This is a genomic window from Streptomyces sp. NPDC031418, from assembly GCF_055581605.1.
This window is the reverse complement of the sequence record NZ_JBVIJC010000001.1, coordinates 409,584-433,626: the sequence shown is the minus strand read 5'-3', so window position 1 is coordinate 433,626 and position 24,043 is coordinate 409,584. Positions and strand designations below refer to the sequence as shown.

The window sequence follows — 24,043 nt, the reverse complement described above, 5'->3', positions numbered from 1 at the left end:
CCCGTGCGGCCGCAGCGGGCGTCGCTTCAGAAGAGCACGCTCATGAAGGCGCCGACCTCCTGGAAGCCCACCCTGCGGTACGTCCTGCGCGCCGCGGTGTTGAAGTCGTTCACGTACAGGCTGACCACCGGGGCCACGTCCGCGAGGGCGTAGCGCAGGACCGCCGCCATGCCGGGGGCGGCGAGGCCCCTGCCCCGGTACTCCGGGGCCACCCAGACGCCCTGGATCTGGCAGGCCCGGTGGGTGGCGGCGCCGATCTCCGCCTTGAAGACGACCTTGCCGTCGCCGTCGACCCGGGCGAAGGAGCGGCCGGAGCCGACGAGTTCGGCGACCCGGGCCTGGTACAGCAGGCCGCCGTCCCCGGCGAGCGGCGATACACCGACCTCCTCGGTGAACATCGCCACGCACGCCGGCATGATCGTCTCCATCTCGTCCTTGCGGACGCGGCGGACGTAGGGGTCCGGGGCGATGTCGGCGGGCATCCGGTCGGTGATCATCAGCGGCTGGTGGGCGCGGACCTCGCGGGCCGGACCCCAGTGCGGCTCCAGCAGGCGCCACAGCGCGGCGGTGGATTCGGCGGGGCCGACGATGGAGGAGCAGCGGCGGCCCGCCCGGCGGGCGCGGTCCGCGAAGGCGCGGACGGCGCGCGGGGTGGCGCAGATCGGGACGAGGTTGGCGCCCGCGTAGCACAGGGACGTGAGCATGCCGTCCTCGTACCAGCCCCACATCTCGCCGCCGAGGCGCCAGGGGTCGAGGCCCGCGACCTGGACCCGGGAGGTCACGAAGGCGTTGGCCACAGGCTCGCGGTCGAGGACCGCGAGCGCGGCGTCAAGGTCGCTCGGTTCGAGCACCCGGGAGGTGGTCTGGGTCAACACGTACGGGGCCTCACCGTGGGGTTCCGCTGATCCTCCGCACTATAGCCGCGCTGCTGAAGCGGTGCGCCTTCTGGCTCGGGGCACTTTGCGCGTGGGCGGGTTCCGGTTGTCCGTGGCCGGTCGCGCCCACGCGGCGGAGCCGCATATCGGATACGGCCCGCGCCCCTGAAGGCGCCTTTGCCGGCGGCCTCGGACCGTCAGCCCGCCACCGACACCGAGGGCTCGCCGGAGCTCACGCCGTCCTTCTCCATCTGCTCGGCCAGCTTCATGGCCTCCTCGATGAGGGTTTCCACGATCTTGGACTCGGGGACGGTCTTGATGACCTCGCCCTTGACGAAGATCTGGCCCTTGCCGTTTCCGGAGGCGACGCCGAGGTCGGCCTCGCGGGCCTCGCCGGGGCCGTTGACGACGCAGCCCATGACCGCGACGCGGAGCGGGACCTCCATGCCGGTCAGGCCGGCGGTGACCTCTTCGGCCAGCTTGTAGACGTCGACCTGGGCGCGGCCGCAGGACGGGCAGGAGACGATCTCCAGGCCGCGCTGCTTGAGGTTCAGGGACTCCAGGATCTGGATGCCGACCTTGACCTCCTCGGCCGGCGGGGCGGAGAGGGACACCCGGATGGTGTCGCCGATGCCCTGGCTGAGCAGCGCGCCGAAGGCGACCGCCGACTTGATGGTGCCCTGGAAGGCGGGGCCGGCCTCGGTGACGCCGAGGTGGAGCGGGTAGTCGCACTGCGCGGCGAGCTGGCGGTAGGCCTCGATCATGACGACCGGGTCGTTGTGCTTGACCGAGATCTTGATGTCCCGGAAGTCGTGCTCCTCGAAGAGGGAGGCCTCCCACAGGGCCGACTCGACGAGCGCCTCGGGGGTCGCCTTGCCGTACTTCTGGAGCAGCCGCCGGTCCAGGGAGCCCGCGTTGACGCCGATGCGGATCGGCGTGCCGTGGTCCTTGGCGGCCTGGGCGATCTCCTTGACCTTGTCGTCGAACTGCTTGATGTTGCCCGGGTTGACGCGGACCGCGGCGCAGCCGGCCTCGATCGCGGCGAAGACGTACTTCGGCTGGAAGTGGATGTCCGCGATGACGGGGATCTGCGACTTGCGGGCGATGGTCGCCAGGGCGTCCGCGTCGTCCTGCGTGGGGCAGGCCACGCGGACGATCTGGCAGCCGGACGCGGTCAGCTCGGCGATCTGCTGGAGGGTGGCGCCGATGTCCGACGTACGGGTCGTGGTCATCGACTGCACCGAGACCGGCGCGTCTCCGCCGACCGCCACGCTGCCGACCTGGATCTGCCGGCTCTTCCGGCGCTCGGCAACCTTGGTCGGAACGGACGGCATGCCGAGAGAAATCGCAGTCATCTGCTGTGCAACCCCAAGTCGTGGATCAAGGTCCGGCCCTGTGAACAGTGGGCTCCAGGCTCCGAGATTACGGCACCCGAGGCTCCGAGATTACGGCACCGCCCCGTGCCCCGGCACATCAGACCGGTAAACCCACTCGATGGAAGACGGCCCGGAACACAGGGGTTTCCGGGCCGTCCGTGAACGGCCCGTGGCTAGGAGATTTTCACCGGGTTGACGACGTCCGCGATCAGCACCAGCAGGGTGAAGCAGACGAAGATCCCGGCGATCACGTAGGCCAGGGGCATCAGCTTGGCCACGTCGAACGGGCCGGGGTCCGGGCGGCGCAGCACCCGGGCCAGGTTCCGGCGCAGCGCCTCCCACAGGGCGCCCGCGATGTGCCCGCCGTCGAGCGGGAGCAGCGGGAGCATGTTGAACAGGAAGAGGGAGAGGTTGAAGCCGGCGAGGAGCATCACGAACATCGCCACCTGCTGGGAGGCGGGGATGTCGAGGGTGGCGATCTCGCCGGTGACCCGGGCCGCGCCGACGATGCCCATCGGGGAGTCCGGTTCGCGCGGGCCGTCGCCGAAGGCGGCGTTCCACAGGGCGGGGATCTTGCCGGGCAGTGCGGCGAGGGAGTCGACGGCGTCGCCGACCCGGTCGCCCATCCAGGTCAGGGACTCGCCGAAGTCCTTGTGGACGACACCGGTGGCGGCGCTGAAGCCGAGGAAGCCGGCCTTGACGTAGCCCTTGGTGTACTGGCCGTTCGCGTCCTTCTTGGCGACCAGGTTCGTCTTGATCGTGGTGTGCAGGGTGAGCTGCCGGCCGTGGCGGTCGACGACGATCGTGACGTTCTGTCCCGCGCTGTCCCGGATGAGGTCCGAGAGGGTGTTCCAGTCCTTGGTGGGGGTGCCGGCGAAGGAGACGATCTTGTCGCCCGCCTTCAGACCGGCCTGGGCCGCCGGGGAGACCGGGTCGGACTTCTTGCAGGTGTCGCGGTTCTGGTTCTGCGCGATGGAGCAGGGCGAGACCGAGCGGACGGTGGTGGTCTGCTCCTGGACGCCGAAGCCCATCAGCACGGTGAGGAACAGGGCGATCGCGAGGATCAGGTTCATGAAGGGGCCGGCGAACATGACGATGACGCGCTTCCACGGCTTGCGCGTGTAGAACATGCGCGTCTCGTCGCCGGGCTTCAGCTCCTCGAAGGCGGCCGAGCGGGCGTCCTCGATCATGCCGCGCCAGGGCGACGTGGAGCGGGCGGAGACCCGGCCCTGGTCGTCGGGCGGGAACATACCGATCATGCGGATGTAGCCGCCGAGCGGGACCGCCTTGATGCCGTACTCGGTCTCGCCCTTCTTCCGCGACCAGATGGTCGGGCCGAAGCCGACCATGTACTGCGGGACGCGGATGCCGAAGAGCTTGGCCGTGGAGAGGTGTCCCAGCTCGTGCCATGCGATGGAGACGAGCAGGCCGACCGCGAAGACCACTATGCCGAGGATGAACATCAAGGTCGTCATGCACGCGCCTCCGCGGTCGCCGTCGTGGCTGTGAGTTCGCGGGCCCGGGCGCGGGCCCAGGTCTCCGCTTCGAGGACGTCCGACACCGTGAGTGAGGTTCCCGTGCCGGGGGTGCCGTGCTCCTCCACCACCCGGGTGACGGTCTCCATGATCCCGTTGAAGGGCAGCGCGCCGCCGCGGAAGGCGTCGACGCACTCCTCGTTGGCCGCATTGAACACCGCCGGAGCCGTGCCCGCGAGCTGCCCCACGTGCCGGGCGAGGTCCACCGAGGGGAACGCCTCGTTGTCCAGCGGGAAGAACTCCCAGGTGGAGGCCTTGCTCCAGTCGAAGGCGGGCGCCGCGTCCGGCACGCGTTCGGGCCAGCCCAGACCGATGGCGATCGGCCCGCGCATGTCGGGGGGCGTCGCCTGGGCGATCGTGGATCCGTCGGTGAACTCGACCATCGAGTGAACATACGACTGGGGGTGCACGACGACCTCAATGCGGTCGAAGGGAATGTCGTAGAGGAGGTGCGCCTCGATGACCTCCAGGCCCTTGTTGACGAGGGTCGCGGAGTTGATCGTGATCACCGGGCCCATCGCCCAGGTGGGGTGGGCGAGGGCGTCCTCGACGGTGACCCGGGCCAGCTCGGCCTTGGTCCGGCCGCGGAAGGGGCCGCCGGACGCCGTCACCACCAGCTTGCGGACGTCGGCCCGGGTGCCCGCCGCCAGCGCCTGGAAGAGGGCGGCGTGCTCGGAGTCGACCGGGATGATCTGGCCCGGCTTGGCGAGCGCCTTGACCAGCGGTCCGCCGACGATCAGCGACTCCTTGTTGGCGAGCGCGAGGGTACGGCCCGCCTCCAGCGCGGCCAGCGTCGGCGCGAGGCCGATGGAGCCGGTGATGCCGTTGAGCACGGTGTGGCAGGAGGAGGCGGCGACCTGGGTGGCCGCGTCGGGTCCGGCGAGGATCTCGGGCAGCGGCTCGCCGGGGCCGTAGTGCGCGGCGAGCGCCTCGCGCAGCGCGGGTACGGCGTCCTCGCGGGCGACCGCGACGGTGCGCACCCGCAGCCGGTGCGCCTGCTCGGCGAGGAGGGCGGTGCGGCCGCCGTTCGCGGAGAGGGCGGTGACCCGGAAGCGGTCGGGGTTGCGCAGCACGAGGTCGATGGCCTGGGTGCCGATGGATCCGGTGGAGCCGAGGATCACCACGTCCTTGGGGCCGTCGCCGGCCACGGGGTCGTAGACGAGGTGCGGATCGGCGAGGGGTGCCGGATGGGCGGGACTGTCGGTCATCCCTCCATTGTGGCCGCACCCGTCCGGCGCCCGGACAGGGTGTCCCTCGGAAGGGCGGCTCCGTGACGATCATGTGACACAGGCCACCCGTTGTGTCACTACCTTGTACCGGTCCCGTCGGAAAGGCACGGAAATCGCGCGCGGACGGCGGCCGGCAGTGGCATCCTTCCGGTGCAGCCCGTCACGTCGGGCCTCAAAGGGGGAGTACCACCACGATGAACCGTATGCGCACCACCGCGGCCGTCCTGGCCGGAGCAGCCGTCCTGACCACCGCTCAGCTGGGGATCGCCGGTACGGCGTCCGCCGCCACCCGCACGTCGGCCGGCGCCGGCTGCCCGGTGGACCTGGTCTACCCGAGCCGCTTCTACATCAACTCGCACCACTGGGTGACCAACGGCGGCCTGTACTTCGGCATCAAGAACAAGAGCACGACCACGTCCTTCAAGAAGGTCACCTTCAGCGTCACCAACGTGAAGTACCTCCGCTTCGGCACGGCGAGGGCCACGGGTGGCCGGATCACCCACAACTCGACCCAGTCGGTGTCCGTGTACACGGGCACGCTGAAGGCGAAGAAGAGCCTCGGCATGAGGATTCCGACGCATCTGCTCAACACCCGTACCTACCAGGTGAAGTTCACGCTCCACGGCACGGGCTGGAACTGCGCCGTGAACCAGGGCACCTGGGGCAACTGACCCGCCCCAGGCGCCCGGCGGGGGTCAGTCGCCGAAGGGTCGGCGTTCGCTCGCCCGGGTCGCGGGTCCGGGGGTCGCGTCGGCGATCCACGGGCCGTCGCCGGACGGGTCGATGATCCCCTCTTCCAGCCAGGTGTAGGACCCGGCGAGGACGGCCTTGACCACCTTGTGGTCGAGGCCGTCCGTGTTGGTCCACAGCCGGCCGAACAGCTCGTCCACCCGGATGCGGGCCTGGTGGCAGAAGGCGTCGGCCAGCTGGTAGGCCTCGCGGCCGTGTTCGCCGCGGGTGCGCAGCCGCTCGGCGCGGACACAGGCCGCGCTCATGGCGAAGAGTTCCGCGCCGATGTCCACGATCCGGCCGAGGAAGCCCTGCTTGGTCTCCATCCGGCCCTGCCAGCGGGACATGGCGTAGAAGGTGGAGCGGGCCAGCTTGCGGGCGGTGCGCTCGACATAGCGCAGATGCCCGGACAGATCGATGCCGTGCTTGAACTCGCCGTACGACGTGGGGAGTTGTCCGGGTCCGGCGACCAGCTTCGGCAGCCACTTGGCGTAGAAGACGCCCGCGTTCGCGCCCGCCCGCGCCTTGTCGGCGAGGGTCTTGTCGGGGTCGATGAGGTCACCGGCGACCGAGAGGTGGGCGTCCACGGCCTCGCGGGCGATCAGCAGGTGCATGATCTCCGTGGAGCCCTCGAAGATGCGGTTGATGCGCAGGTCGCGGAGCATCTGCTCGGCGGGGACCGCGCGTTCGCCGCGTGCCCTGAGCGACTCGGCCGTCTCGTAGCCGCGTCCGCCGCGGATCTGGACCAGTTCGTCGGCCATCTTCCAGGCCATCTCGGAGCCGTAGAGCTTGGCGAGAGCGGCCTCGATGCGGATGTCGTTGCGGTCCTCGTCGGCCATCTGGGAGGACAGGTCGAGGACGGCCTCCAGGGCGAAGGTGGTGGCCGCGATGAAGCTGATCTTGGCGCCGACGGCCTCGTGCAGGGCGACCGGCTTGCCCCACTGCTCACGCTCCGCGGACCATTCGCGGGCGATCTTCAGACACCACTTGCCGGCGCCCGCGCACATCGCGGGCAGCGACAGCCGGCCGGTGTTGAGGGTGGTCAGCGCGATCTTCAGGCCGGCGCCCTCGGGGCCGATGCGGTTGGCGGCCGGCACCCGGACCCGGTGGAAGCGGGTCACGCCGTTCTCGATGCCGCGCAGCCCCATGAAGGCGTTGCGGTTCTCCACGGTGATGCCCTCGGAGTCCGCCTCCACCACGAAGGCGGTGATGCCGCCCGGGTGGCCCTCGGACACGGGCACGCGGGCCATGACGACGAGCAGGTCGGCGACCACGCCGTTGGTGGTCCACAGCTTCACCCCGTCGAGGACGTAGGCGTCGCCGTCGGGCACGGCGGTGGTGGCGAGCCGGGCCGGGTCGGAGCCGACGTCGGGCTCGGTGAGCAGGAAGGCGGAGATGTCGGTGCGGGCGCAGCGGGGCAGGAAGGCGTCCTTCTGCTCCTGGGTGCCGAACATCTTCAGCGGCTGCGGTACGCCGATCGACTGATGGGCGGAGAGCAGCGCGCCGACGGCGGGGCTCGCAGAGCCGGCCAGCGCGAGGGCCTTGTTGTAGTACAGCTGGGTGAGGCCGAGGCCGCCGTACTTGGGGTCGATCTTCATGCCGAGGGCGCCGAGTTCCTTGAGCCCGGCGACGACCTCGTCGGGGATGCGGGCCTCGCGCTCGATGCGGGCGCCGTCGACGGTGGACTCGCAGAAGGCGCGGAGCTTGGCGAGGAACTCCTCGCCGCGCTGTACGGCCTCGTCGCCGGGCAGGGGGTGGGGGTGGATGAGGTCGAGCCGGAATCGCCCGAGGAAGAGTTCCTTGGCGAAGCTGGGCTTGCGCCAGTGCTGTTCCCGGGCGGCCTCCGCCACCTGGCGGGCCTCCCGCTCGGTGACGTTGGTACGAGGAGTGGTGGGGGCGGACATGAGGCTCACCTCGCCGCGAAGAGGGATGTTTTCGGGTCGTTCGTACCGACCGGTGCTACTGGATCGTTGGTACCCGAAACGGGGCGACCCCACCACCCCTCGCGCGTCCGATCGGCCCATGCTTCGTCTCCGCCGGGCGTGGTCCGGGGTGTTGCGCCGGGGGTCCTTCCGGGGGGACGGTTCGTGCACCGCTCCGGTGCGGCCGTCGCTCGCCGGGGAGGGAGCCACAGCGGGTCCCGGACACGCGCGGGGGAAATCGCTGTCGAAGCGCTTCGACATCCTCTGGACACCCTGCCCTCGCTGGGGCTAGTGTCAATGCCACCCTCATTCATCCCCGTCGGCTATGCGCCCGTGTCGAAGCGCTTCACAACAGCTTGGAGAGCCGGATGGTCACCCTCGCCGAGGTCGCCCAGCACGCCGGAGTCTCGGCGAGCACGGTGAGCTATGTCCTCAGCGGCAAGCGGTCGATCTCCGCGACCACCCGGCAGCGGGTCGAACAGAGCATCCGGGAGCTGGGCTACCACCCGAACGCGGGCGCCCGCGCCCTGGCCAGCAACCGGTCGAACATCATCGCGCTGATGATCCCGCTGCGCACCGACATGTATGTGCCGGTGATGATGGAGATCGCCATCGCGGTGGCCACCACGGCCCGGACCCACGGGTACGACGTACTGCTGCTCACCGGCGAGGAGGGGCCGGACGCGGTGCGCCGGGTGACCGGCAGCGGGCTCGCGGACGCGATGATCCTGATGGACGTCGAGCTGGAGGACGAGCGGCTGCCGCTGCTGCGGGAGACCGACCAGCCCTCCGTGCTCATCGGCCTGCCCGCCCAGACCACCGGACTGACCTGCGTGGACCTGGACTGGACGGCGACCGGCGCGCTCTGTGTGGAGCATCTGGCGGGGCTCGGTCACCGTGATGTCGCGGTCATCGGCGAGGCCCCGGCCGTCTACGAGCGGCACACCGGCTTCGCCGAGCGCACCCTCGACGGTCTGCGCGCCCGTGCCCGCGCGACGGATGTGCGGGTGCTGCACCGCCCGTGCGAGGGCGGGTACGACGCGATGGCCCTGACCCTGGCCCGGATCTTCGACGAGCGGCCCGGGACCAGCGGGTTCGTGGTGCAGAACGAGTCGGCGGTGGAACCGCTGCTCGCGCTGCTGCGCCAGCAGGGCCGGGCCGTGCCGGAGGACGTCTCGGTGGTCGCGATCTGCCCGGAGCAGGTCGCCGTGCAGGCCTCGGTGCGGCTGACCTCGGTCGCCGTACCGGCGCAGGAGATGGGCCGGCACGCCGTGGAGCATCTGGTGGCCAAGCTGGACGGGCGGGGCGGCGACGAGGTCGTGCTGATCGCGCCCGAGCTGACGGTACGGGCGAGTTCGGGACCGGCTCCGGCCGCCTCCTGACCCACCCCTCCTCCCCGTGCTCCGGTGCGTCCGGGGCACACCTCTGCCTGCCTTGTCCCTGTCCCGCACTCTTTCAGGAGCATGCAGTGAATCAGCCTGGCGTCGTGCAGTCGAAGGTCTCTCTCGCCCAGTCCTCCCCCACCGTCGGCACCTTCCGTGAGCGGGACGGCGCGCTGGAGTGGAGCGGCCGTCAGGAGACGGTGCGGATCGAGCCCTGGGGCCGGGACGCGGTCCGGGTACGGGCCCGGCTCGGCGGCCCGGTGCTGGAGGGGCTGCCGGGGGCGCTCCTCGACACCCCGCCGGAGCGGGCCGGCACGGTCAAGACCGATGGCGAGCTGGCCCGGCTGACGGTGGGCGCGCTGACCGTGGAGGTGACCGCGGAGGGTCTGATCCGGTTCCTGCGCACCGACGACGGCAGCGAGCTGCTGGCCGAGGAGCGGGCCCACTTCTGGTGGCCCGGGCCCAGGCTGTACACGGCGGTCGGCAACGGCCACCACCGGCTGGAGCAGCGGTTCGCCGCGTACGAGGGCGAGAAGCTGTACGGCCTGGGCCAGCACCAGCACGGGCGGCTGGACCAGAAGGGTCTGGTGCTGGACCTGGTGCAGCGCAACGCCGAGGTGAGCGTGCCGGTGCTGGTGTCCAGCCGGGGCTACACCCTGCTGTGGAACAACCCGGCGATCGGCCGGGTGGAGCTGGCGGGCAACGGCACTCGCTGGGTCGCGGACTCGGCGCGGCAGATCGACTACTGGATCACGGCGGGCACCCCGGCCGACGGGCAGCGCTCCTACAGCGCGGTGACGGGCCGCACGCCGATGCTGCCGGAGTGGGCGGCCGGCTTCTGGCAGTGCAAGCTGCGCTACCGCACCCAGGACGAGCTGCTCGCCGTGGCCCGTGAGTACAAGCGGCGGAACCTGCCGATCTCGGCGATCGTGTGCGACTTCTTCCACTGGACGCACCTCGGCGAGTGGAAGTTCGACCCGAAGGAGTGGCCCGACCCGGCGGCGATGGTCCGCGAGCTGGACGAGCTGGGCATCAAGCTGGTGGTGTCGGTGTGGCCGTCGGTGTCGCCGCTGTCGGAGAACCACCCCGTGATGGAGCAGCGCGGCTATTTCATCGGCACGCAGTACGGGCCGATGGCGCACGCCGACTGGCCGGACAAGGAGGTCGCCTCCACCGTGCAGGTGGCCTTCTACGACGCCACCAACCCGGAGGCCCGGGAGTTCGTGTGGTCGAAGGTGCGGGACAACTACCTGGTTCCGTACGGCATCTCGGCGTTCTGGCTGGACGCCTGCGAGCCCGAGCTGAAGCCCGGCTTCCCCGAGAACCTGCGCTACTGGGCGGGCCCCGGCCTGGAGGTCGGCAACCTCTACCCGGCGGAGAACGCCCGCACCTTCCACGACGGGCTGCGCGCCGAGGGCGAGGAGGTCCTCACCCTCAACCGCTCGGCGTGGGCGGGCAGCCAGCGGTACGGCGCCGCGCTGTGGTCGGGTGACATCGGCACCGACTTCGCGACCCTGCGCCGGCAGATCGCGGCGGGCCTGAACACCGCGCTGTCCGGCATCCCCTGGTGGAACACGGACATCGGCGGCTTCCACGGCGGCGACCCGGACGACCCGGCCTACCGCGAGGTGCTGATCCGCTGGTTCCAGTTCGGCGCGCTGTCCCCGCTGATGCGGCTGCACGGCTTCCGGGACCCGGGGATGCCGCTGGGCCCGGAGATGACCGGCGGCCCCAACGAGGTGTGGTCCTACGGCGAGGAGGCCGGCGCGATCCTGGAGCGCTATCTGCGGCTGCGCGAGCGGCTCAGGCCGTACATCCTCGACGCGATGCGACAGGCGCACGAGGAGGGTCTGCCGGTGCTGCGGCCGCTGTTCCTGGAGTTCCCGGAGGACGGTGCGGCCTGGTCCGTGGACGACGCCTACCTGTTCGGCCGGGACCTGCTGGTCGCCCCGGTGCTGACGTCGGGTGAGAGGGTCCGTACGACGTATCTGCCGGCGGGCGCGCTCTGGACGGACGCGTGGACGGGCGAGTCGTACGAGGGCGGTACGGAGGTCACGGTGGACGCGCCGCTGGACCGGATCCCGCTGTTCCTGCGGGACGGGGCAGAGCTGCCGATCAACGGGTGAGGGGTGGCGAGCAGGGGGCGCGGGGAGCCGCGCCCCCTGCCGGACCGGCTGCCGGGTCAGCTGCTGGTGACGCTTTCGCTGTTGACCGTGAAGTTCAGGCCGCCGGAGGAGGAGGTGATCTCGAAGCCGAACTGGAGGTCACCGATGGTGACGTTGCCGAACCAGCCCTTGGTGTCCTTGATCCACTTCAGGATCGGCAGGATGTCGACCGTGCCGGAGCTGGAGTTGGAGGTGCGGAGGAACGAGAACACGTCGTTGGAGCCGTTGGTGCCCTTGTAGACCGTCCAGGTCGAGCCGCCGAGCGTCACGGTGCCCTGCGAGGTGCCGAGCGGGCCGACGGGTCCGGTCTTGTTGAGCCAGAGCATGATCTCGTACTTGTGGTTGGTGTCCCAGATGTCGTACGCCGTCTCGTAGGCGCCGGAGGAGGGGACGCTGACGTTGTAGCTGCTGGTCAGCGAGGAGAGGGAGGTGATCGACTTGTTGATCACCTTGTCGGCGTTGGGGTAGGACTTGATCCCGCCGGTGTTGGGGTGGTTGGCCCAGACGCCCCAGTTGGTGCCGGAGTTGGCCCAGATGCACTGGCTGCCGGCGCCGGAGCCCCAGATGTCGTTGTACAGGGTGTAGCCGTTCAGCGTGGTGGAGGCCCACTGGTCGCAGGAGGACCAGACGGCGGCGGAGGCGGGGGCGGAGGCGAGGCCGACGGTCGCGCCGAGGGCCAGTGTGGGGGCTATGAGGGCCTTGGCGACCCCGCTCAGGGTTCTCGTTGCCATGGTGTCCCTTCCATGGGTGGGGGGGAGTGTGGGGTTTTCTCGGCTACCGCGCCCCCAGGGTGAGGACGCGGTCTTCTCCGGCGACGAGGTCGAGCGGCTCGGTGCCGGAGGAAGTCCGCAGTTCGATGCGGTGGGTGCGCCGGGGCTTCACGACGGCTCGGGCCCCGTCCGGACGCCAGCTGAGGTCGATCTCCGCCCCGAACCGGGCCTGGACACCGCGCAGTTCACCGCGCGGGCAGCCGGCCGGGACGGCGGGGAGCAGGACCAGCCGGTCCGGGGTGGACTGCACCAGCGCCTCGATGAGCACGCCGGGCAGGGTGTGCGCCGCGTCCGCGTTGTAGACGCGGCGGTCCGGGTAGTGGGCGCTCATCAGGGAGGCGTGGAAGTAGTCGCCGCCGAGGACCCGGTCCAGGGCGTGCGCGACCCGGTCGGCGGCGCCGAGCCGGGCGGCGACCAGGGCGTGGTGCAGATGGCCGTGGGCGGAGTCGTTCTCGGCGCCGCGCAGTTCGAGGGCACGGAGGGCGGCGGCGGCCGGCTCGGGGGTGTCGTGGGGGGTGATCTCCTCCAGGGGCCAGACGCCGTACAGATGGCTGAGGTGGCGGTGGTCGTAGGTGTCGTCGAGTCCGGGCCAGGCCCATTCGGCCAGCGCTCCGTCCCGGTTGATCCGGTGCGGTGGCAGCCGGTCGGCCAACGCCAGCCATTGGCCCGCCCGTTCGGGGTGGTGGCGGGCGGCGGTGCGCAGGGCGTGCCGGGCGGCCGAGAGATCCATGGCCGCGTTCAGCACGCCCCAGCCGCCGTTGGCGGGGCGGTTCTCCGGCGAGTAGGAGGGGACGACGACGAGGTGTCCGTCGGCGTCGGTGCGGGTGAGGAAGTCGGCGTAGAAGGCGGCCGCCTCGGCGAGGGCGGTGACGGTGCGCGGATCCGGCTCGGCGCCGCTCGGGCGGTGGATCTCGTCGTGGTCGAGCAGCGGCTTGAGCAGCCAGTCCAGACCGGCGGTCCACAGGTGCAGCGGGTACTCGCGGCTGAAGTGGTACGTCAGCCCGGACTCGCCGTCGGTGTGCGCGGGCACGACGGCACCCCGGGCGCCGAAGATCGCCCGGGCGTTCTCCCGCCAGTCGGGCAGCTGCCGCTGGACGAACCGGGCGAGCGCCTCGGTGACCTCGGGCAGCGCGGCGGCGGGGGCGCTGGCGGTCTGGAGATTGAGGTTGGCGTTGGTGGTGAGGGCGCCGGACCACGCCGTGTCCCACTCCCCCGTCCACAGCCCGGTGAGCCGGGGCGGGAGCAGGCCGCTGCTGGACAGCAGGTGATAGCGGCCGGCGGCGAAGAGCCGCTCCAGCAGCGCCGGGCTGTGCGGGCGGCTCAGCAGCTCGGAGCCGGGCAGCGCGCGCTCGGCGGGGTCGGCGTCGAGGTCGAGCGTCACCCGCTGGTAGGCGGTGCGGTGCAGGGCGAGATGCCGGGCGAGGAGATCGTCGTACGGCCGCCCGCCGGTCTCGGCACCGGCCTTGGCACGCGTCTCGGCACCGGCCTTGGCACCGGTCTCGGCGCCCGTGACGAGGTCGCGCAGCTCCCGGCCTGCGGCGACGACGTCCAGTTCGCCGGTGTGCCGGTGCACCCGGGTCAGCAGCAGCACCGAGCGGGCGCCGGTGACGCGCACGGCCGGCGGGGTGAGTTCCGCGCTGCCGCCGTCGAGCACGACGACGGTCACCCCGGTGTAGGCGCGGTCGCTGCCCGGGTAGCGGGCGCGCAGGCTGAGCAGGGCGCCCTCGGGGATCAGCACGGTGCCCTGGCCGACCCGCAGCCCGGCCGGGACGCCGGGCAGCCGGTGGTCCAGGCAGATGTCGAGGGTGCCGCCGGTGACCTCGTGCACGATCACGTCGTCCGCGCGGGAGACGAAGACCCGGCTGCGCGCGCCGGCGCAGCCGGCCGCGGCCTCGCCGGTGCTGAAGTCGAGGGTCCGCCGGTGGCCGCCCCCGGTCTCCCCGGTGCCGCGCACCCGCAGCTGGAAGGCCGGGTGGAAGGGCTGCACCCAGTGCAGCGGGCGGCCGTCGGTGAACTCCTCGGCGGCGGTGAGGTCACCGGCGAGCAACCGGTCCTGGAGGGCGGGGAGCCGGTCGGCGAGCCGGGGCGGCCGGGCGTGTTCGGAGCCGTTGGGGCGGACCAGGGTGTGATGGGTGACGATGACACGGTCGTCGTTCGGATCACCGAACACCAGGGCGCCATGGTGACCGTTCCCGGTCAGGAAGGCGTCCTCCCAGCGGGCAGCCGGAGCAGGCTCCCAGGTACCGTGCACCACGGATGCCTCGGATGCCCCCTGGGAAGACTGCCGGCTCAACCCTTCACCGCCCCCGTCAGCATCCCCTTCTTGAAGTGCTTCTGGACGAACGGCGACAACACCGCGACCGGCAGCAGCGCCATCACCATCACCGCCATCTGCACCGCCAGACCGGACAGTTGGCCCGTCTTGATCGCCTGGCTCAGCCCCACCGGCGCCTCCTGCTTCTGCACCAGCTGGATCAGGACGTTCTGCAACGGCATCATGTCCTGGTCGTTGAGGTACAGCGACGCGTTGAACCAGGCGCTCCAGTACCCGACCGCGTAGAAGAGCGTGATGACCGCGAGGACGGCCCGGGACAGCGGCATGACGATCTGCCACAGGATCCGGACGTCGCCGGCGCCGTCGATCCGCGCGCTGTCGATCAGTTCCTGCGAGATGCCCATGAAGAACCCGCGCAGGACCAGGATGTTGAAGACGCTCACCGCGCTCGGCAGGATCAGCGCGAGATAGCTGTCGGTCAGCCCCAGGGACTGCACCAGCAGGTACGTCGGGATCAGACCCGCGCTGAAGAACATCGTCGCCAGCAGCAGCATCAGCAGCCAGCGGTGCCCGAGCGAGCCGATGCGCGAGAGGCCGTACGCGCACAGGACGGACACCGCCATCGAGAACAGCGTGCCGACGAGGGTGACGAGGGCGCTGATGACCGTGGCCCGGGTGACCTGGCCGCCGCTCAGCAACTCCTTGTACGCGACGAACGTGACGCCCTTGGGGACCATCACCAGCCCGCCCGCCTGGTCGATCGTCCGGCGGGAGGACAGGCTGGTGACGACCACGATCCAGAGCGGGAAGAGGATGCCGAGGCAGGCCAGGGTCAGCACCAGGCCCTTGCCCGCCAGGCCGGCCCTGCTCGGCTCCTCCTCCCACACCGGCCGGGGCGGAGCGGTCCAGCGGGACGGCCGCCGTACCGGAGGCTTGTCGACTACCTCGGTCACTTCTTGTACACCCCCTGCTCGCCCATGAGATGGGCCACCTTGTTCGCGGCGAGGACCAGCCCGAGGCTGACCACGCCCTTGATCAGACCGGCGGCGGCCGCGTAACCGAAGTCCTGGTTGCGTACGCCGTTCCACCAGACGAAGGTGTCGAGGACCTCCGCCGCGCCCGGCCCGACGGCCTGCCGCTGGAGCAGGATCTGTTCGAAGCCGACGGTCAGGGCGTCGCCCACGCGCAGCACCAGCAGCAGTGCGATCACCGGGCGCAGCGCGGGCAGCGTGACGTGCCACATCCGGCGCCAGCGGCCCGCCCCGTCCATCGCGGCGGCCTCGTACAGGTCGGGGCTGACGGAGGCCAGCGCCGCGAGGAAGACGATGATCCCCCAGCCCGCGTCTTTCCAGACGCCCTCGGCCGTGACGAGGAACTTGAAGGTGGACGGGTCGCTCATGATGTCCAGGCCGTCGTACCCGTGTTGTCGCAGCAGCTGCGACAGGACGCCCGCGCCGCCGAAGATCTGCTGGAAGACGGAGATGACCAGCACCCAGGAGAAGAAGTGCGGGAGGTACAGGATCGCCTGGGACAGCGAGCGCAGCCGCGGCCTGACCACGCTGTTGATGAGCAGCGCGAGCAGGATGGGGACCGGGAAGAACAGCACCAGCTGGAGGAAGAACAGCACCAGCGTGTTCTTGACCGCGTTCCAGAAGGCCGGGTCGTCGAACATGCGCTGGAAGTTGTCGAAGCCGACCCAGGGGCTGTGCAGGATCGAGACGATGCCGTTGTCGCTGACGTAGGGGTCGTAGTCCTGGAAGGCGACGACGTTGCCGAGGATCGGCAGGTAGTTGAAGACCAGGAGCAGCAGGACGGCCGGCAGGGTCATCAGGAGCAGGATGCGGTCGCGCCGGAATCTCTGGCGCAGCCCCGGCTTCCCGGTCCTGGTCCTGGCGTGGTCCGCCCGGGCTGCGCCGGCGGCGCCGGACGCGGCCCGGGTCCTGCCCGTCCTGTCGTCCGCTCCGGCCGGCTTGCGGGACACGGTGCTGTGGGACACGGCCGTCCTCCTTGCCTCGGTGCCCGGTCAGCCGGCCGCCGGACCGTTCTCGTCGAGCAGCTTCTTGTACCAGTCGCGCAGCTTGTCGCCGCCCTGGCTCTTCCAGTCCGAGACGGCCTGCTGCATGTCGCTGATCTTCTTGCGGCCGCGGGTGATGTCGTCCTCGAGCTGTTCGAAGTCGCTGCCGAGGTTGGTGTAGCGGGTCGGCTCGGTGATCATCTGGCCGTAGAAGCTGGACTTCCTGGTGAAGGCGCCCATCCGCTGCTGCCACTCCACCTGGGCCTCGGCGACGGCGGGGAAGTCGGGGTGGGCGATGGTGGCGGCCGGGCTCGCGACCATGACGTAGGCGTTGAGGACCTCGTTGTTGCCCTGGGTGGTCTTGCTGGGCACGCCGTTCTTGACCGTGTAGTCGGCGCCCTCCACGCCGTAGTTGGTGAGCATGTACTCCTTGGTGCCGTACGGCGCGGCGGTGACGTTGGCGACGGCGAGCGCGTCCCGGATCACGGACTCGGATGCCTTCTTGTTGATGAAGGCGAAGATGCCGGCGGGCTGCTCGGCCCACAGCTTCGGGGCGCCGCCGTCGTGGCCGAAGATGTCCATGCCCCAGATCTTGAACTCCGGGTTCTGGGCTGCCTGTTCGGCGGTACGGCCCCACCACTGGCTGATGTTGTTGGGGTAGATCAGGAACTCGCCGGCCGCGAACTTGGGACCCGCGTCGGGGGCGTTCTTGCCCATCATGGCGTCGGGGTGGACGTACCCGGCGGCGAAGAGCTTGCGGGTCCACTCCAGGGCCTCGAGGTACTCCTCGGTCTCGACGCGGCAGATCATCTTGCCGTCGACGAGGTTCCACCCCAGCGGCTTCTCGCTGCCGGAGAGCACCCCGAACATCTGGAAGGCGGTCCACTTCATGTCCAGGCAGGCCCACCGCTTGGCCCTGGCGTTGGTGATCTCCTTGGCCAGGGACATGAACTCGTCCGCCGAGCGCGGGACCTGGTAGCCCTTCTTGTCGAAGATGTCCTTGCGGTAGAAGGGCACGATGCCGGTGACGTACGGGGAGGGCTGCGGCAGGCCGCGCAGCTTGCCGCCGATGATGCAGCGCTGCCAGGCGTCGGTGGGGATGGCCGCGAGGTTCGGGTAGTCCTTGACCTTGTCGCCGGAGAGGTACGGCCCGAGATCGGCGAACTTGTTGATGATGGCGGTGGGTATCCTGCCGCCCATGTTCCAGCTCGGGACGACCACCACGTCCGGTACGTCGCTGGAGGCGAGGACCGCGCCGAGCTTCTGGTCGTAGGTGTTGCCGTCCTGGTTCTGCCAGACGACGTCCACGCCGATCAGGTCGTTCATCGCCTTGTAGTAGGCGTTGCCCTGCTTGGGCGGGGTGCCCCAGAACGGCGACATGACGGTGACCCTGCCGCCCTTGCCGAGCTTCCTGGGCACCGAGGTCTTCAGGCCGGCGAGGTCGAGCTTGCCGGTGAAGCCGATCGCCGAGCCGTTCTTCGCCGGGATGTCCGGGGTCACCACGTTGGCGGCGACGTAGGACGGCAGCAGCTTCTTCGCGTCCTTGCCCGAGGAGGAGCCGCCGCCCGAGCTGCTGTCCGACCCGCCGCAGGCGGTGAGCAGCGGCATCCCCCCGGCCACCGCCACTGCGGCGACCGCCGTGGAGGCGAGGAAGCTTCTCCTGCTGGTTCCGGTGGGGGCGAAGTCGGCGTTCGGCGTCATTGCGTCAACCCTTCGTGGCGCACCAGGACACCCGGCGGTGGCCGTCGGCTGCGGTGTCTCGAGTGGATCTGGCTGAGCGGAAGCGCCCGGATCAGGACACCCGGGTGAGGAGCAGATCGAGCGCTCCGCACAGTCGAAGCGCTTCGATGTTGCTGTGAGATTAAGTGAACCCCTGGGGGCGCACAAGGGTCGTTACGAAAGTTCCCGGGATGCGGCGCGCCCCCTGCACATCGCCGATCCACCCTTGCGGGGCAGGCGAGAAGTCCGCTCTTTTCGGGTCCGGGACCTTGACACCCACCCCACCGTCGAATGAGCATCGAAGCGCTTCGAAAGCTTCTCGTCGCTCCCGTCGCAAGGGGAACCGCTCGTGACCGTTGACTCGCCGACCACGCCGCCTTTCCGCGATCCGAACCTGCCGTTCGCCAAGCGCATCGACGACCTGCTGGCGCGGCTCACCCTGGACGAGAAGGTGGCGTTCCTGCACCAGTTCGTGCCCGCCGTGGAGCGGCTCGGCATCGCCGCCTTCCGCACCGGCCAGGAGGCCCTGCACGGCGTCGCCTGGACGGGCCCGGCGACGGTGTTCCCGCAGGCCGTCGGCCTGGGCGCGAGCTGGAACCCGGAGCTGGTGCGGCGGGTCGGCGAGGCGGTGTCCAAGGAGATCCGCGCGATGCGCGCCCGCGACGAACGGATCAGCCTCAACGTCTGGGCGCCGACGGTCAATCTGCTGCGCCATCCGCTGTGGGGCCGTAACGAGGAGGGCTACTCGGAGGACCCGAAGCTGACCTCGGCGATCGCCACGGCGTACACCCACGGGCTGCGCGGCGACCACCCGGTGTACTGGCGTACCGCACCCGTGCTGAAGCACTGGCTGGCCCACAACAACGAGACGGACCGGGCGACCTCCTCCGCCTCCGTCCGGCCGCGGGTGCTGCACGAGTACGACCTGCGCGCCTTCCGGGAAACGGTCGAGGCGGGCGCCGTGGCCGGCGTGATGCCCGCCTACAGCCTGGTCAACGGCCGCCCCAACCACGTCTCCCCGTATCTGCGCGAGCATCTGCGCACCTGGACGGACGAGGACCTGATGGTCTGCTCGGACGCCACCGCGCCGTCCAACCTGGTCGACCCGGAGCACTACTTCGACACCCACGAGGAGGCCACCGCGGCCGCCGTGCTGGCCGGTGTGGACAGCTTCACCGACCACGGCACGGACTCCTCGCAGATCACCGCCCGCATCAAGGGGGCGCTGGCGCGGGGGCTGCTGACCGAGTCGGACATCGACACGGCCGTCCGCCGCCAGCTCTCGGTGCGCTTCCGGCTCGGCGAGTTCGACCCGCACTACGACCCGCACGCGGGCACCGGCGAGTTCGACACCCCCGCGCACCGGGCGCTCGCCCGGGAGGCCGCCGAGCAGGCGGTGGTCCTGCTGAAGAACGACGATCTGCTGCCGCTCGCGCCGGACACCCGGATCGCGGTGGTCGGTCCGCTCGCCGACGAGTGCAAGCTCGACTGGTACAGCGGCAGTCTGATCCACCGCTGCACCCCGCTGGAGGGCCTGTACGAGCGGTTCGGGGCCGAGCGGGTGGAGTTCACGGAGGGCGTGGACCGCGTCCGGCTGCGCACCGCCGCCGGCGCCTTCCTGCACGTGCCGCCGTCCGAGGCGCCCGACGAGGTGCGCGGCGCCGAGGGCGCCCTCGACCCGGCGCTGCTCGCCGGCCGCACCGATCTGCCGCCGCTCACCACCGATGCGACCGGCACCGAGTTCGCCCTGGCCGAGTGGGGCGACGGGGTGCTGACCCTGCGCGCCCCCGACGGCCGCTATCTGACCGTCGCCGAGGACGGGTACCTGCGCGCCGCCGCGGACCAGCCCGGCGGCTGGGTGGTCCAGGAGACCTTCCGCCTCGAACCCCACCACGGCGGTCACCTCCTCACCCATCTCGGCACGGGCCGCCATGTCCGAGTCGCCGCCGACGGCGTGCAGGTTGCCGAGACCGGCGACATCTTCGAGGTGATCACGGTCGAGCGCGGCGAGGAGGCCGTGGCCCGGGCCGCGGCCGGGGCGGACGTGGTGCTCGTCGTCGCGGGCAACGACCCGCACATCAACGGCCGCGAGACCGAGGACCGTACGACCCTGGACCTGCCCGGCCACCAGCAGCGGCTGCTGCGCGCGGCCCGCGCCGCGAACCCGCGCACGGCGCTGGTGCTGGTGTCGGCGTACCCCTACGCGGTGGACGTCACCTCGCTGCCCGCCGCCCTGTGGACGGCCCACGGCGGCCAGGCGGCGGGCACCGCCCTGGCCCGGGTGCTGGCCGGTGACGTCTCCCCCTCGGGCCGCCTCCCGCAGACCTGGTACGCCTCGGACGCCGATCTGCCCGATCTGCTCGACTACGACGTGATCGGCGGCCGGCAGACCTATCTCTACTTCGAGGGCACCCCGCTGTTCCCCTTCGGCCACGGCCTGTCGTACGCGACCTTCGCCTACTCCGACCTGGTGGTCCGCGTCGGCCCGGGCTCGGTCGTGGTCGACTGCGCGGTCACCCACACCGGGGACCGCCCGGCGGCCGAGGTGGTCCAGCTGTACACCCGGGCCGTGGACCCGTCGGCGGCCCGCCCGCGCCGGGAACTCCTGGCCCACGAGTGGATCGCCCTGGACCCGGGCGAGACCCGGCAGGTCTCCTTCGACGTCCCCCTGTCCGCCTGGGAGTTCTGGGACGTCGCGCACAGCCGGCGCCGGCTGGAGCAGGGCGTGTACGAGATTCTTGTGGGGGCGTCCAGCCAGGACATCCGGCTGCGCACGACCGTCGTACTGGACGGCGAGCCCCCGGCGCCGCGTCCGGTGGTCCGGCGGGGCCTGCCGGCGGCCGACTTCGACGAGCAGTCCGGCGTCGCGATCGTGGACCGCACGAAGACGGCTGGCGACGCGGTCACCCCGGCGCACGACGGCACGGCGGAACTCCTCTACCGGGCCTGTGACTTCGGCTCCGGGGTGCGCGAGGTGACGGCGCAACTGGCCGGCCAGGGCGTCCTGGAGGTCTCCCTGGACGGCGGCCCGGTCCTGGCCGAGCTGGCCCTCGACACCCCGACCGCGGGCCCCTACGCCTACACCAGCACCGGCGCCGCGCTCGACGCCGAGGGCGTCCATGACGTCCGGCTGAGACTGCGCGGCCCGCTGCGGCTCGCGCACGTCGGCTTCTCCGGTTGAGGGTCCGGACGAGGCCGACGAGGGGAAGGGGTCCGGCACCGGCAGGCAGCGGTGCCGGACCCCTTCGGGCAGGGCGGGTGCGGTGCGGCGGGCGGAGCAACCGGAGGGCCGGAAAACGCCTCACTAATAAGCGTCGGCACCAAGCACTGGCACTGGAAAGGCCCCCGCATGCCTGCGTTCGCGCGAATACGACGGCCCCGGATACTCATCGCCGCCGGGACGGCCGTGATCGCCGCCCTGGTGGCGGCGCTGATCGTGTCCCTGACGATCACCACGTTCGACCACACGTCGCCGCGTGCCGCCCGGGACAAGGCGAAGGGCACGGTGACCGGGCCGGTCGACTGCCGCAAGGCGAAGTGCGTGGCCCTCACCTTCGACGGCGGCCCCAGCGCGACGACCCCGCGGCTGCTGGACATCCTGAAGGAGAACCATCTGCACGCGACGTTCTTCGTCCAGGGCAGGGGCCATATCGACACGTACCCCAAGATCCTCCGCCGGATCTCTGACGAGGGGCACGAGATCGGCAACCACACCTGGTACCACGAGGTCCTCACGGAGATCGACGACAAGGACGTCCGGAGCGAGCTGACCAGCACGCAGACCGCCATCGAGCGGATCACCGGCAAGAAGCCCATCCTGATGCGCCCCCCGCAGGGCCGTACCAGCCGCAAGGTCGCCGAGATCTGCAAGGAGCTGGGGCTGGCGCAGGTGCTGTGGAGCGTCACGGCCAAGGACTACGAGACGACGGACTCCGCGCTGATCACCAAGCGGGTGCTCGACCAGACCCAGCGCGACGGCATCATCCTCCTGCACGACCTGCACAAGGGCACCGTCCCCGCCGTACCGGGCATCCTCAAGGCGCTCAAGGAGCGCGGCTACACGATCGTCACGGTCTCCCAGCTGCTCGCCCCGGCCAAGCCGGAGCCGGGCATGGTCTACCGGCCGTGAGAACCGTTTCTGCACGCCTTCGGGCGTAGAGACGCCGCCCATCTGCCCCCGCCGTTCTCCTGGAAGCTCGCGGGCGTGCTGGCCGGCCGGCTGCCCGAGGCCGTACACGCCGACCAGCTGTGCCGGTATGTACCGGTGTGCGCCTTCGCGTACCCGCGCCCGTGGACCGGCCCCGAGGGGCATCGGCCGTCGAGCGTCTTCGAACGGGTGAAACCACGTTTCCCGCTCCCGCGGAGCGCGTTCACAGAGGGGCGCTCGGACGATCATGTAGTACGCGGGGTCGCCTGCCGCGCCCGTCGAGGGACCGAGAGGAGTTCCGCGATGGCTGCGGAACGTGAACAGGAGGCACCGGTATGACCCAGGCCGCCCGGGGCGCGCTGCCCGAACAGCTCGTGACCCTGCTGACCCAGCACATGGAGGTCCGGCTGGAGCCCGGGGACCTGGCCCCGACGGCCACCTTCAAGAGCCTCGGCGTGGACTCCCTGTCGCTGATGGAGCTGGTGGTGGCGGCGGAGGACGAGTTCGGCATCGTCCTGCCCGAGGACACCCTGGACCTCTCCCCGGCCTCCACGCTCGCGGACGCGGCCCGAGTCTTCGAGGAGGCGGCCTGTGCCGCCGACGACGCGCGCTGAGATCGCCGTCACCGGCCTCGGTCTCGTCACCCCGGCGGGACACACCGCCGAGGACAACTGGGCGGGCCTGTGCCGGGGACGTTCGCTCGCCGCACCCGATCCCGAACTCGCCGGGCTCCCGGTCGACTTCTCCTGCCAGGTGCCCGGCTTCGACGCCGCGGCGGAACTCGGCCGGCCGCTGGCCCGGCGGGTGGACCGGTTCATCCAGTTCGCCCTGGTCGCCGCCCGCCGGGCCGTCGCCGACGCCGGACTCGGCACCGGCACCGGCACCGGCACCGGCCGCGGTACCGACGGCGGGCTGGGCGACCGGGTCGGGGTCGTCCTCGGGGTCGGGTCCAACTGCCTGAGCACGTACGTCACCGAGTTCGGCCACCTCGGCGCGGGCCGCCCGGAGCGGGTCTCGCCGCTCGCCCTGCCGCGCAGCGTGCCCAGCATGGCCGCCGGCGAGGTCGCCATCGACCTCGGCGCGCGCGGCCCCAACTTCACCACCGCCAGCGCCTGCGCCTCCGGCACGACCGCGCTGGGCGTGGCCCGCGATCTGCTCCGCTCGGGCACCTGCGACATCGTGCTGGCGGGCGGCAGCGAATCGGCCCGCTCCCGGATGACGGCCACCTGCTTCACCCGGATGCGGGCGCTGTCCCGGCGCCGCGAGGAGCCGGAGCTGGCCAGCCGGCCGTTCGACGCCCGGCGGGACGGCTTCGTGCTCGGCGAGGGCTCGGCCGTCCTCGTCCTGGAGCGCGCCGCCGACGCGCGGGCCCGCCGCGCCCGCCCGCTGGCCCTGCTGCGGGGGTACGGCGCCGGTGCCGACGCCCACCACCCGGTGGCCCCGCACCCGGACGGCGACGGCGCCGTACGGGCCGTCACCGCCGCGCTGCGGGACGCCGGCTGCGGCCCCGGGGACATCGCACACGTCAACGCGCACGGCACCGGCACCCCGCTGAACGACGCGGCGGAGGCCGCCGCCCTGACGCGGGTCTTCGGCGAGGCCATGCCCGCGGTCACCGCGGCCAAGGGGGTGATCGGACATGCCCTGGGGGCGGCCGGGGCGATCCAGGCGGCGTACACGGTCCTCGCCCTGCGCCACGGCCTGGTGCCTCCGGTCGCCAACTTCGAGGGGCAGGAGGGCGATCACAAACTCGACATCGTCGCCGGGCGGCCCCGCCCGGTCACCGGCGCCGGGCTCAGCTGCTCCTTCGGTTTCGGCGGCCAGAACGCCGTCCTTCTCCTCACCCCGGCGTAGCCGCCGCGGGACAGCCACAGCACACCGACGCAGACAGCAGAAAGGGGTGGA

At 71.2% G+C, this 24,043-nt stretch carries 17 protein-coding genes; 7 read left to right on the top strand and 10 right to left on the bottom strand.

Annotated elements, in window-relative coordinates; all coding sequences use genetic code 11:
• Window positions 1-26: 26 nt before the first annotated feature.
• The 4 genes from ACZ5CZ_RS01930 to dxr all read right to left on the bottom strand — a co-directional run bounded on the left by ACZ5CZ_RS01930 (window position 27) and on the right by dxr (window position 4,994).
• Complete coding sequence (locus tag ACZ5CZ_RS01930) at window positions 27-875, bottom strand: GNAT family N-acetyltransferase (protein WP_385839625.1); 849 nt, start codon at window positions 873-875, stop codon at window positions 27-29.
• A gap of 197 nt (window positions 876-1,072) precedes the next feature.
• Window positions 1,073-2,230, bottom strand: coding sequence for a flavodoxin-dependent (E)-4-hydroxy-3-methylbut-2-enyl-diphosphate synthase (gene ispG / locus ACZ5CZ_RS01925; RefSeq protein WP_385839626.1), 1,158 nt, complete (start codon window positions 2,228-2,230; stop codon window positions 1,073-1,075).
• A 194-nt stretch (window positions 2,231-2,424) separates the two neighbouring features.
• Window positions 2,425-3,726, bottom strand: a complete 1,302-nt coding sequence (locus ACZ5CZ_RS01920; protein ID WP_385839627.1) for a M50 family metallopeptidase — start codon at window positions 3,724-3,726, stop codon at window positions 2,425-2,427.
• Window positions 3,723-4,994 (bottom strand): 1-deoxy-D-xylulose-5-phosphate reductoisomerase, encoded by a 1,272-nt coding sequence (dxr, locus tag ACZ5CZ_RS01915; RefSeq protein WP_468938333.1) that lies wholly within the window; start codon window positions 4,992-4,994, stop codon window positions 3,723-3,725. The genes ACZ5CZ_RS01920 and dxr overlap by 4 nt, the downstream gene beginning before the upstream one ends.
• Window positions 4,995-5,218: 224 nt before the next feature.
• On the opposite strand from dxr, the gene ACZ5CZ_RS01910 reads away from it, so the two are divergent.
• Window positions 5,219-5,686: a hypothetical protein gene (locus ACZ5CZ_RS01910; RefSeq protein ID WP_385839630.1), complete on the top strand. Its 468-nt coding sequence runs from the start codon at window positions 5,219-5,221 to the stop codon at window positions 5,684-5,686.
• Between the two features lie 24 nt (window positions 5,687-5,710).
• On the opposite strand, the gene ACZ5CZ_RS01905 is transcribed toward ACZ5CZ_RS01910, so the two are convergent.
• On the bottom strand, window positions 5,711-7,648 hold the full coding sequence (locus ACZ5CZ_RS01905) for an acyl-CoA dehydrogenase family protein (RefSeq protein ID WP_467547120.1): 1,938 nt from the start codon (window positions 7,646-7,648) through the stop codon (window positions 5,711-5,713).
• 386 nt (window positions 7,649-8,034) lie between these two features.
• Here ACZ5CZ_RS01905 and ACZ5CZ_RS01900 point away from each other — a divergent pair, with 386 nt between their 5' ends.
• Entirely contained in the window at window positions 8,035-9,048 is a 1,014-nt protein-coding gene (locus ACZ5CZ_RS01900) for a LacI family DNA-binding transcriptional regulator (protein WP_385839632.1), read from the top strand.
• A gap of 86 nt (window positions 9,049-9,134) precedes the next feature.
• The gene (locus tag ACZ5CZ_RS01895) at window positions 9,135-11,174 is read left to right on the top strand and encodes a glycoside hydrolase family 31 protein (protein ID WP_468938327.1); all 2,040 of its coding nucleotides are present in this window, start codon (window positions 9,135-9,137) and stop codon (window positions 11,172-11,174) included.
• A gap of 56 nt (window positions 11,175-11,230) precedes the next feature.
• Here ACZ5CZ_RS01895 and ACZ5CZ_RS01890 read toward each other — a convergent pair whose 3' ends face one another.
• Genes ACZ5CZ_RS01890 through ACZ5CZ_RS01870 form a run of 5 tightly spaced genes read right to left on the bottom strand, consistent with a single transcriptional unit; the run spans window position 11,231 to window position 17,973 of the window.
• Window positions 11,231-11,944, bottom strand: coding sequence for a glycoside hydrolase family 12 protein (locus ACZ5CZ_RS01890; RefSeq protein ID WP_468938325.1), 714 nt, complete (start codon window positions 11,942-11,944; stop codon window positions 11,231-11,233).
• A gap of 43 nt (window positions 11,945-11,987) precedes the next feature.
• A complete protein-coding gene (locus ACZ5CZ_RS01885) occupies window positions 11,988-14,237 on the bottom strand; it encodes a glycosyl hydrolase family 95 catalytic domain-containing protein (RefSeq protein ID WP_468938322.1) in 2,250 nt (749 codons plus the stop codon).
• A 35-nt stretch (window positions 14,238-14,272) separates the two neighbouring features.
• Window positions 14,273-15,211 carry a carbohydrate ABC transporter permease gene (locus ACZ5CZ_RS01880; protein ID WP_385839637.1) on the bottom strand — a complete coding sequence of 313 codons (939 nt, stop codon included), beginning with the start codon at window positions 15,209-15,211 and terminating at the stop codon, window positions 14,273-14,275.
• A complete protein-coding gene (locus tag ACZ5CZ_RS01875) occupies window positions 15,208-16,254 on the bottom strand; it encodes an ABC transporter permease (RefSeq protein ID WP_385839639.1) in 1,047 nt (348 codons plus the stop codon). Before ACZ5CZ_RS01875 ends, ACZ5CZ_RS01880 begins: the two co-directional genes overlap by 4 nt.
• A gap of 27 nt (window positions 16,255-16,281) precedes the next feature.
• Complete coding sequence (locus tag ACZ5CZ_RS01870) at window positions 16,282-17,973, bottom strand: extracellular solute-binding protein (protein WP_468938317.1); 1,692 nt, start codon at window positions 17,971-17,973, stop codon at window positions 16,282-16,284.
• Window positions 17,974-18,340: 367 nt separating this feature from the next.
• Here ACZ5CZ_RS01870 and ACZ5CZ_RS01865 point away from each other — a divergent pair, with 367 nt between their 5' ends.
• The 4 genes from ACZ5CZ_RS01865 to ACZ5CZ_RS01850 all read left to right on the top strand — a co-directional run bounded on the left by ACZ5CZ_RS01865 (window position 18,341) and on the right by ACZ5CZ_RS01850 (window position 23,992).
• Window positions 18,341-21,172, top strand: coding sequence for a glycoside hydrolase family 3 C-terminal domain-containing protein (locus ACZ5CZ_RS01865; protein WP_468938314.1), 2,832 nt, complete (start codon window positions 18,341-18,343; stop codon window positions 21,170-21,172).
• A 168-nt stretch (window positions 21,173-21,340) separates the two neighbouring features.
• Complete coding sequence (locus tag ACZ5CZ_RS01860) at window positions 21,341-22,120, top strand: polysaccharide deacetylase family protein (protein WP_385839642.1); 780 nt, start codon at window positions 21,341-21,343, stop codon at window positions 22,118-22,120.
• A 353-nt stretch (window positions 22,121-22,473) separates the two neighbouring features.
• Complete coding sequence (locus tag ACZ5CZ_RS01855; protein WP_385839643.1) at window positions 22,474-22,752, top strand: phosphopantetheine-binding protein; 279 nt, start codon at window positions 22,474-22,476, stop codon at window positions 22,750-22,752.
• The gene (locus ACZ5CZ_RS01850) at window positions 22,730-23,992 is read left to right on the top strand and encodes a beta-ketoacyl-[acyl-carrier-protein] synthase family protein (protein ID WP_468938310.1); all 1,263 of its coding nucleotides are present in this window, start codon (window positions 22,730-22,732) and stop codon (window positions 23,990-23,992) included. The genes ACZ5CZ_RS01855 and ACZ5CZ_RS01850 overlap by 23 nt, the downstream gene beginning before the upstream one ends.
• The last annotated feature ends 51 nt before the right edge of the window (window positions 23,993-24,043 follow it).

Bases quoted from the DNA above. Each gene is read 5' to 3' on its own strand.
- ACZ5CZ_RS01870 (WP_468938317.1), bottom strand. From the start codon at position 17,973: ATGACGCCGAACGCCGACTTCGCCCCCACCGGAACCAGCAGGAGAAGC.
- ACZ5CZ_RS01920 (WP_385839627.1), bottom strand. From the start codon at position 3,726: ATGACGACCTTGATGTTCATCCTCGGCATAGTGGTCTTCGCGGTCGGC.
- ACZ5CZ_RS01860 (WP_385839642.1), top strand. From the start codon at position 21,341: ATGCCTGCGTTCGCGCGAATACGACGGCCCCGGATACTCATCGCCGCC.
- ACZ5CZ_RS01890 (WP_468938325.1), bottom strand. From the start codon at position 11,944: ATGGCAACGAGAACCCTGAGCGGGGTCGCCAAGGCCCTCATAGCCCCC.
- ispG (WP_385839626.1), bottom strand. From the start codon at position 2,230: ATGACTGCGATTTCTCTCGGCATGCCGTCCGTTCCGACCAAGGTTGCC.
- ACZ5CZ_RS01905 (WP_467547120.1), bottom strand. From the start codon at position 7,648: ATGTCCGCCCCCACCACTCCTCGTACCAACGTCACCGAGCGGGAGGCC.
- dxr (WP_468938333.1), bottom strand. From the start codon at position 4,994: ATGACCGACAGTCCCGCCCATCCGGCACCCCTCGCCGATCCGCACCTC.
- ACZ5CZ_RS01855 (WP_385839643.1), top strand. From the start codon at position 22,474: ATGACCCAGGCCGCCCGGGGCGCGCTGCCCGAACAGCTCGTGACCCTG.
- ACZ5CZ_RS01900 (WP_385839632.1), top strand. From the start codon at position 8,035: ATGGTCACCCTCGCCGAGGTCGCCCAGCACGCCGGAGTCTCGGCGAGC.
- ACZ5CZ_RS01910 (WP_385839630.1), top strand. From the start codon at position 5,219: ATGCGCACCACCGCGGCCGTCCTGGCCGGAGCAGCCGTCCTGACCACC.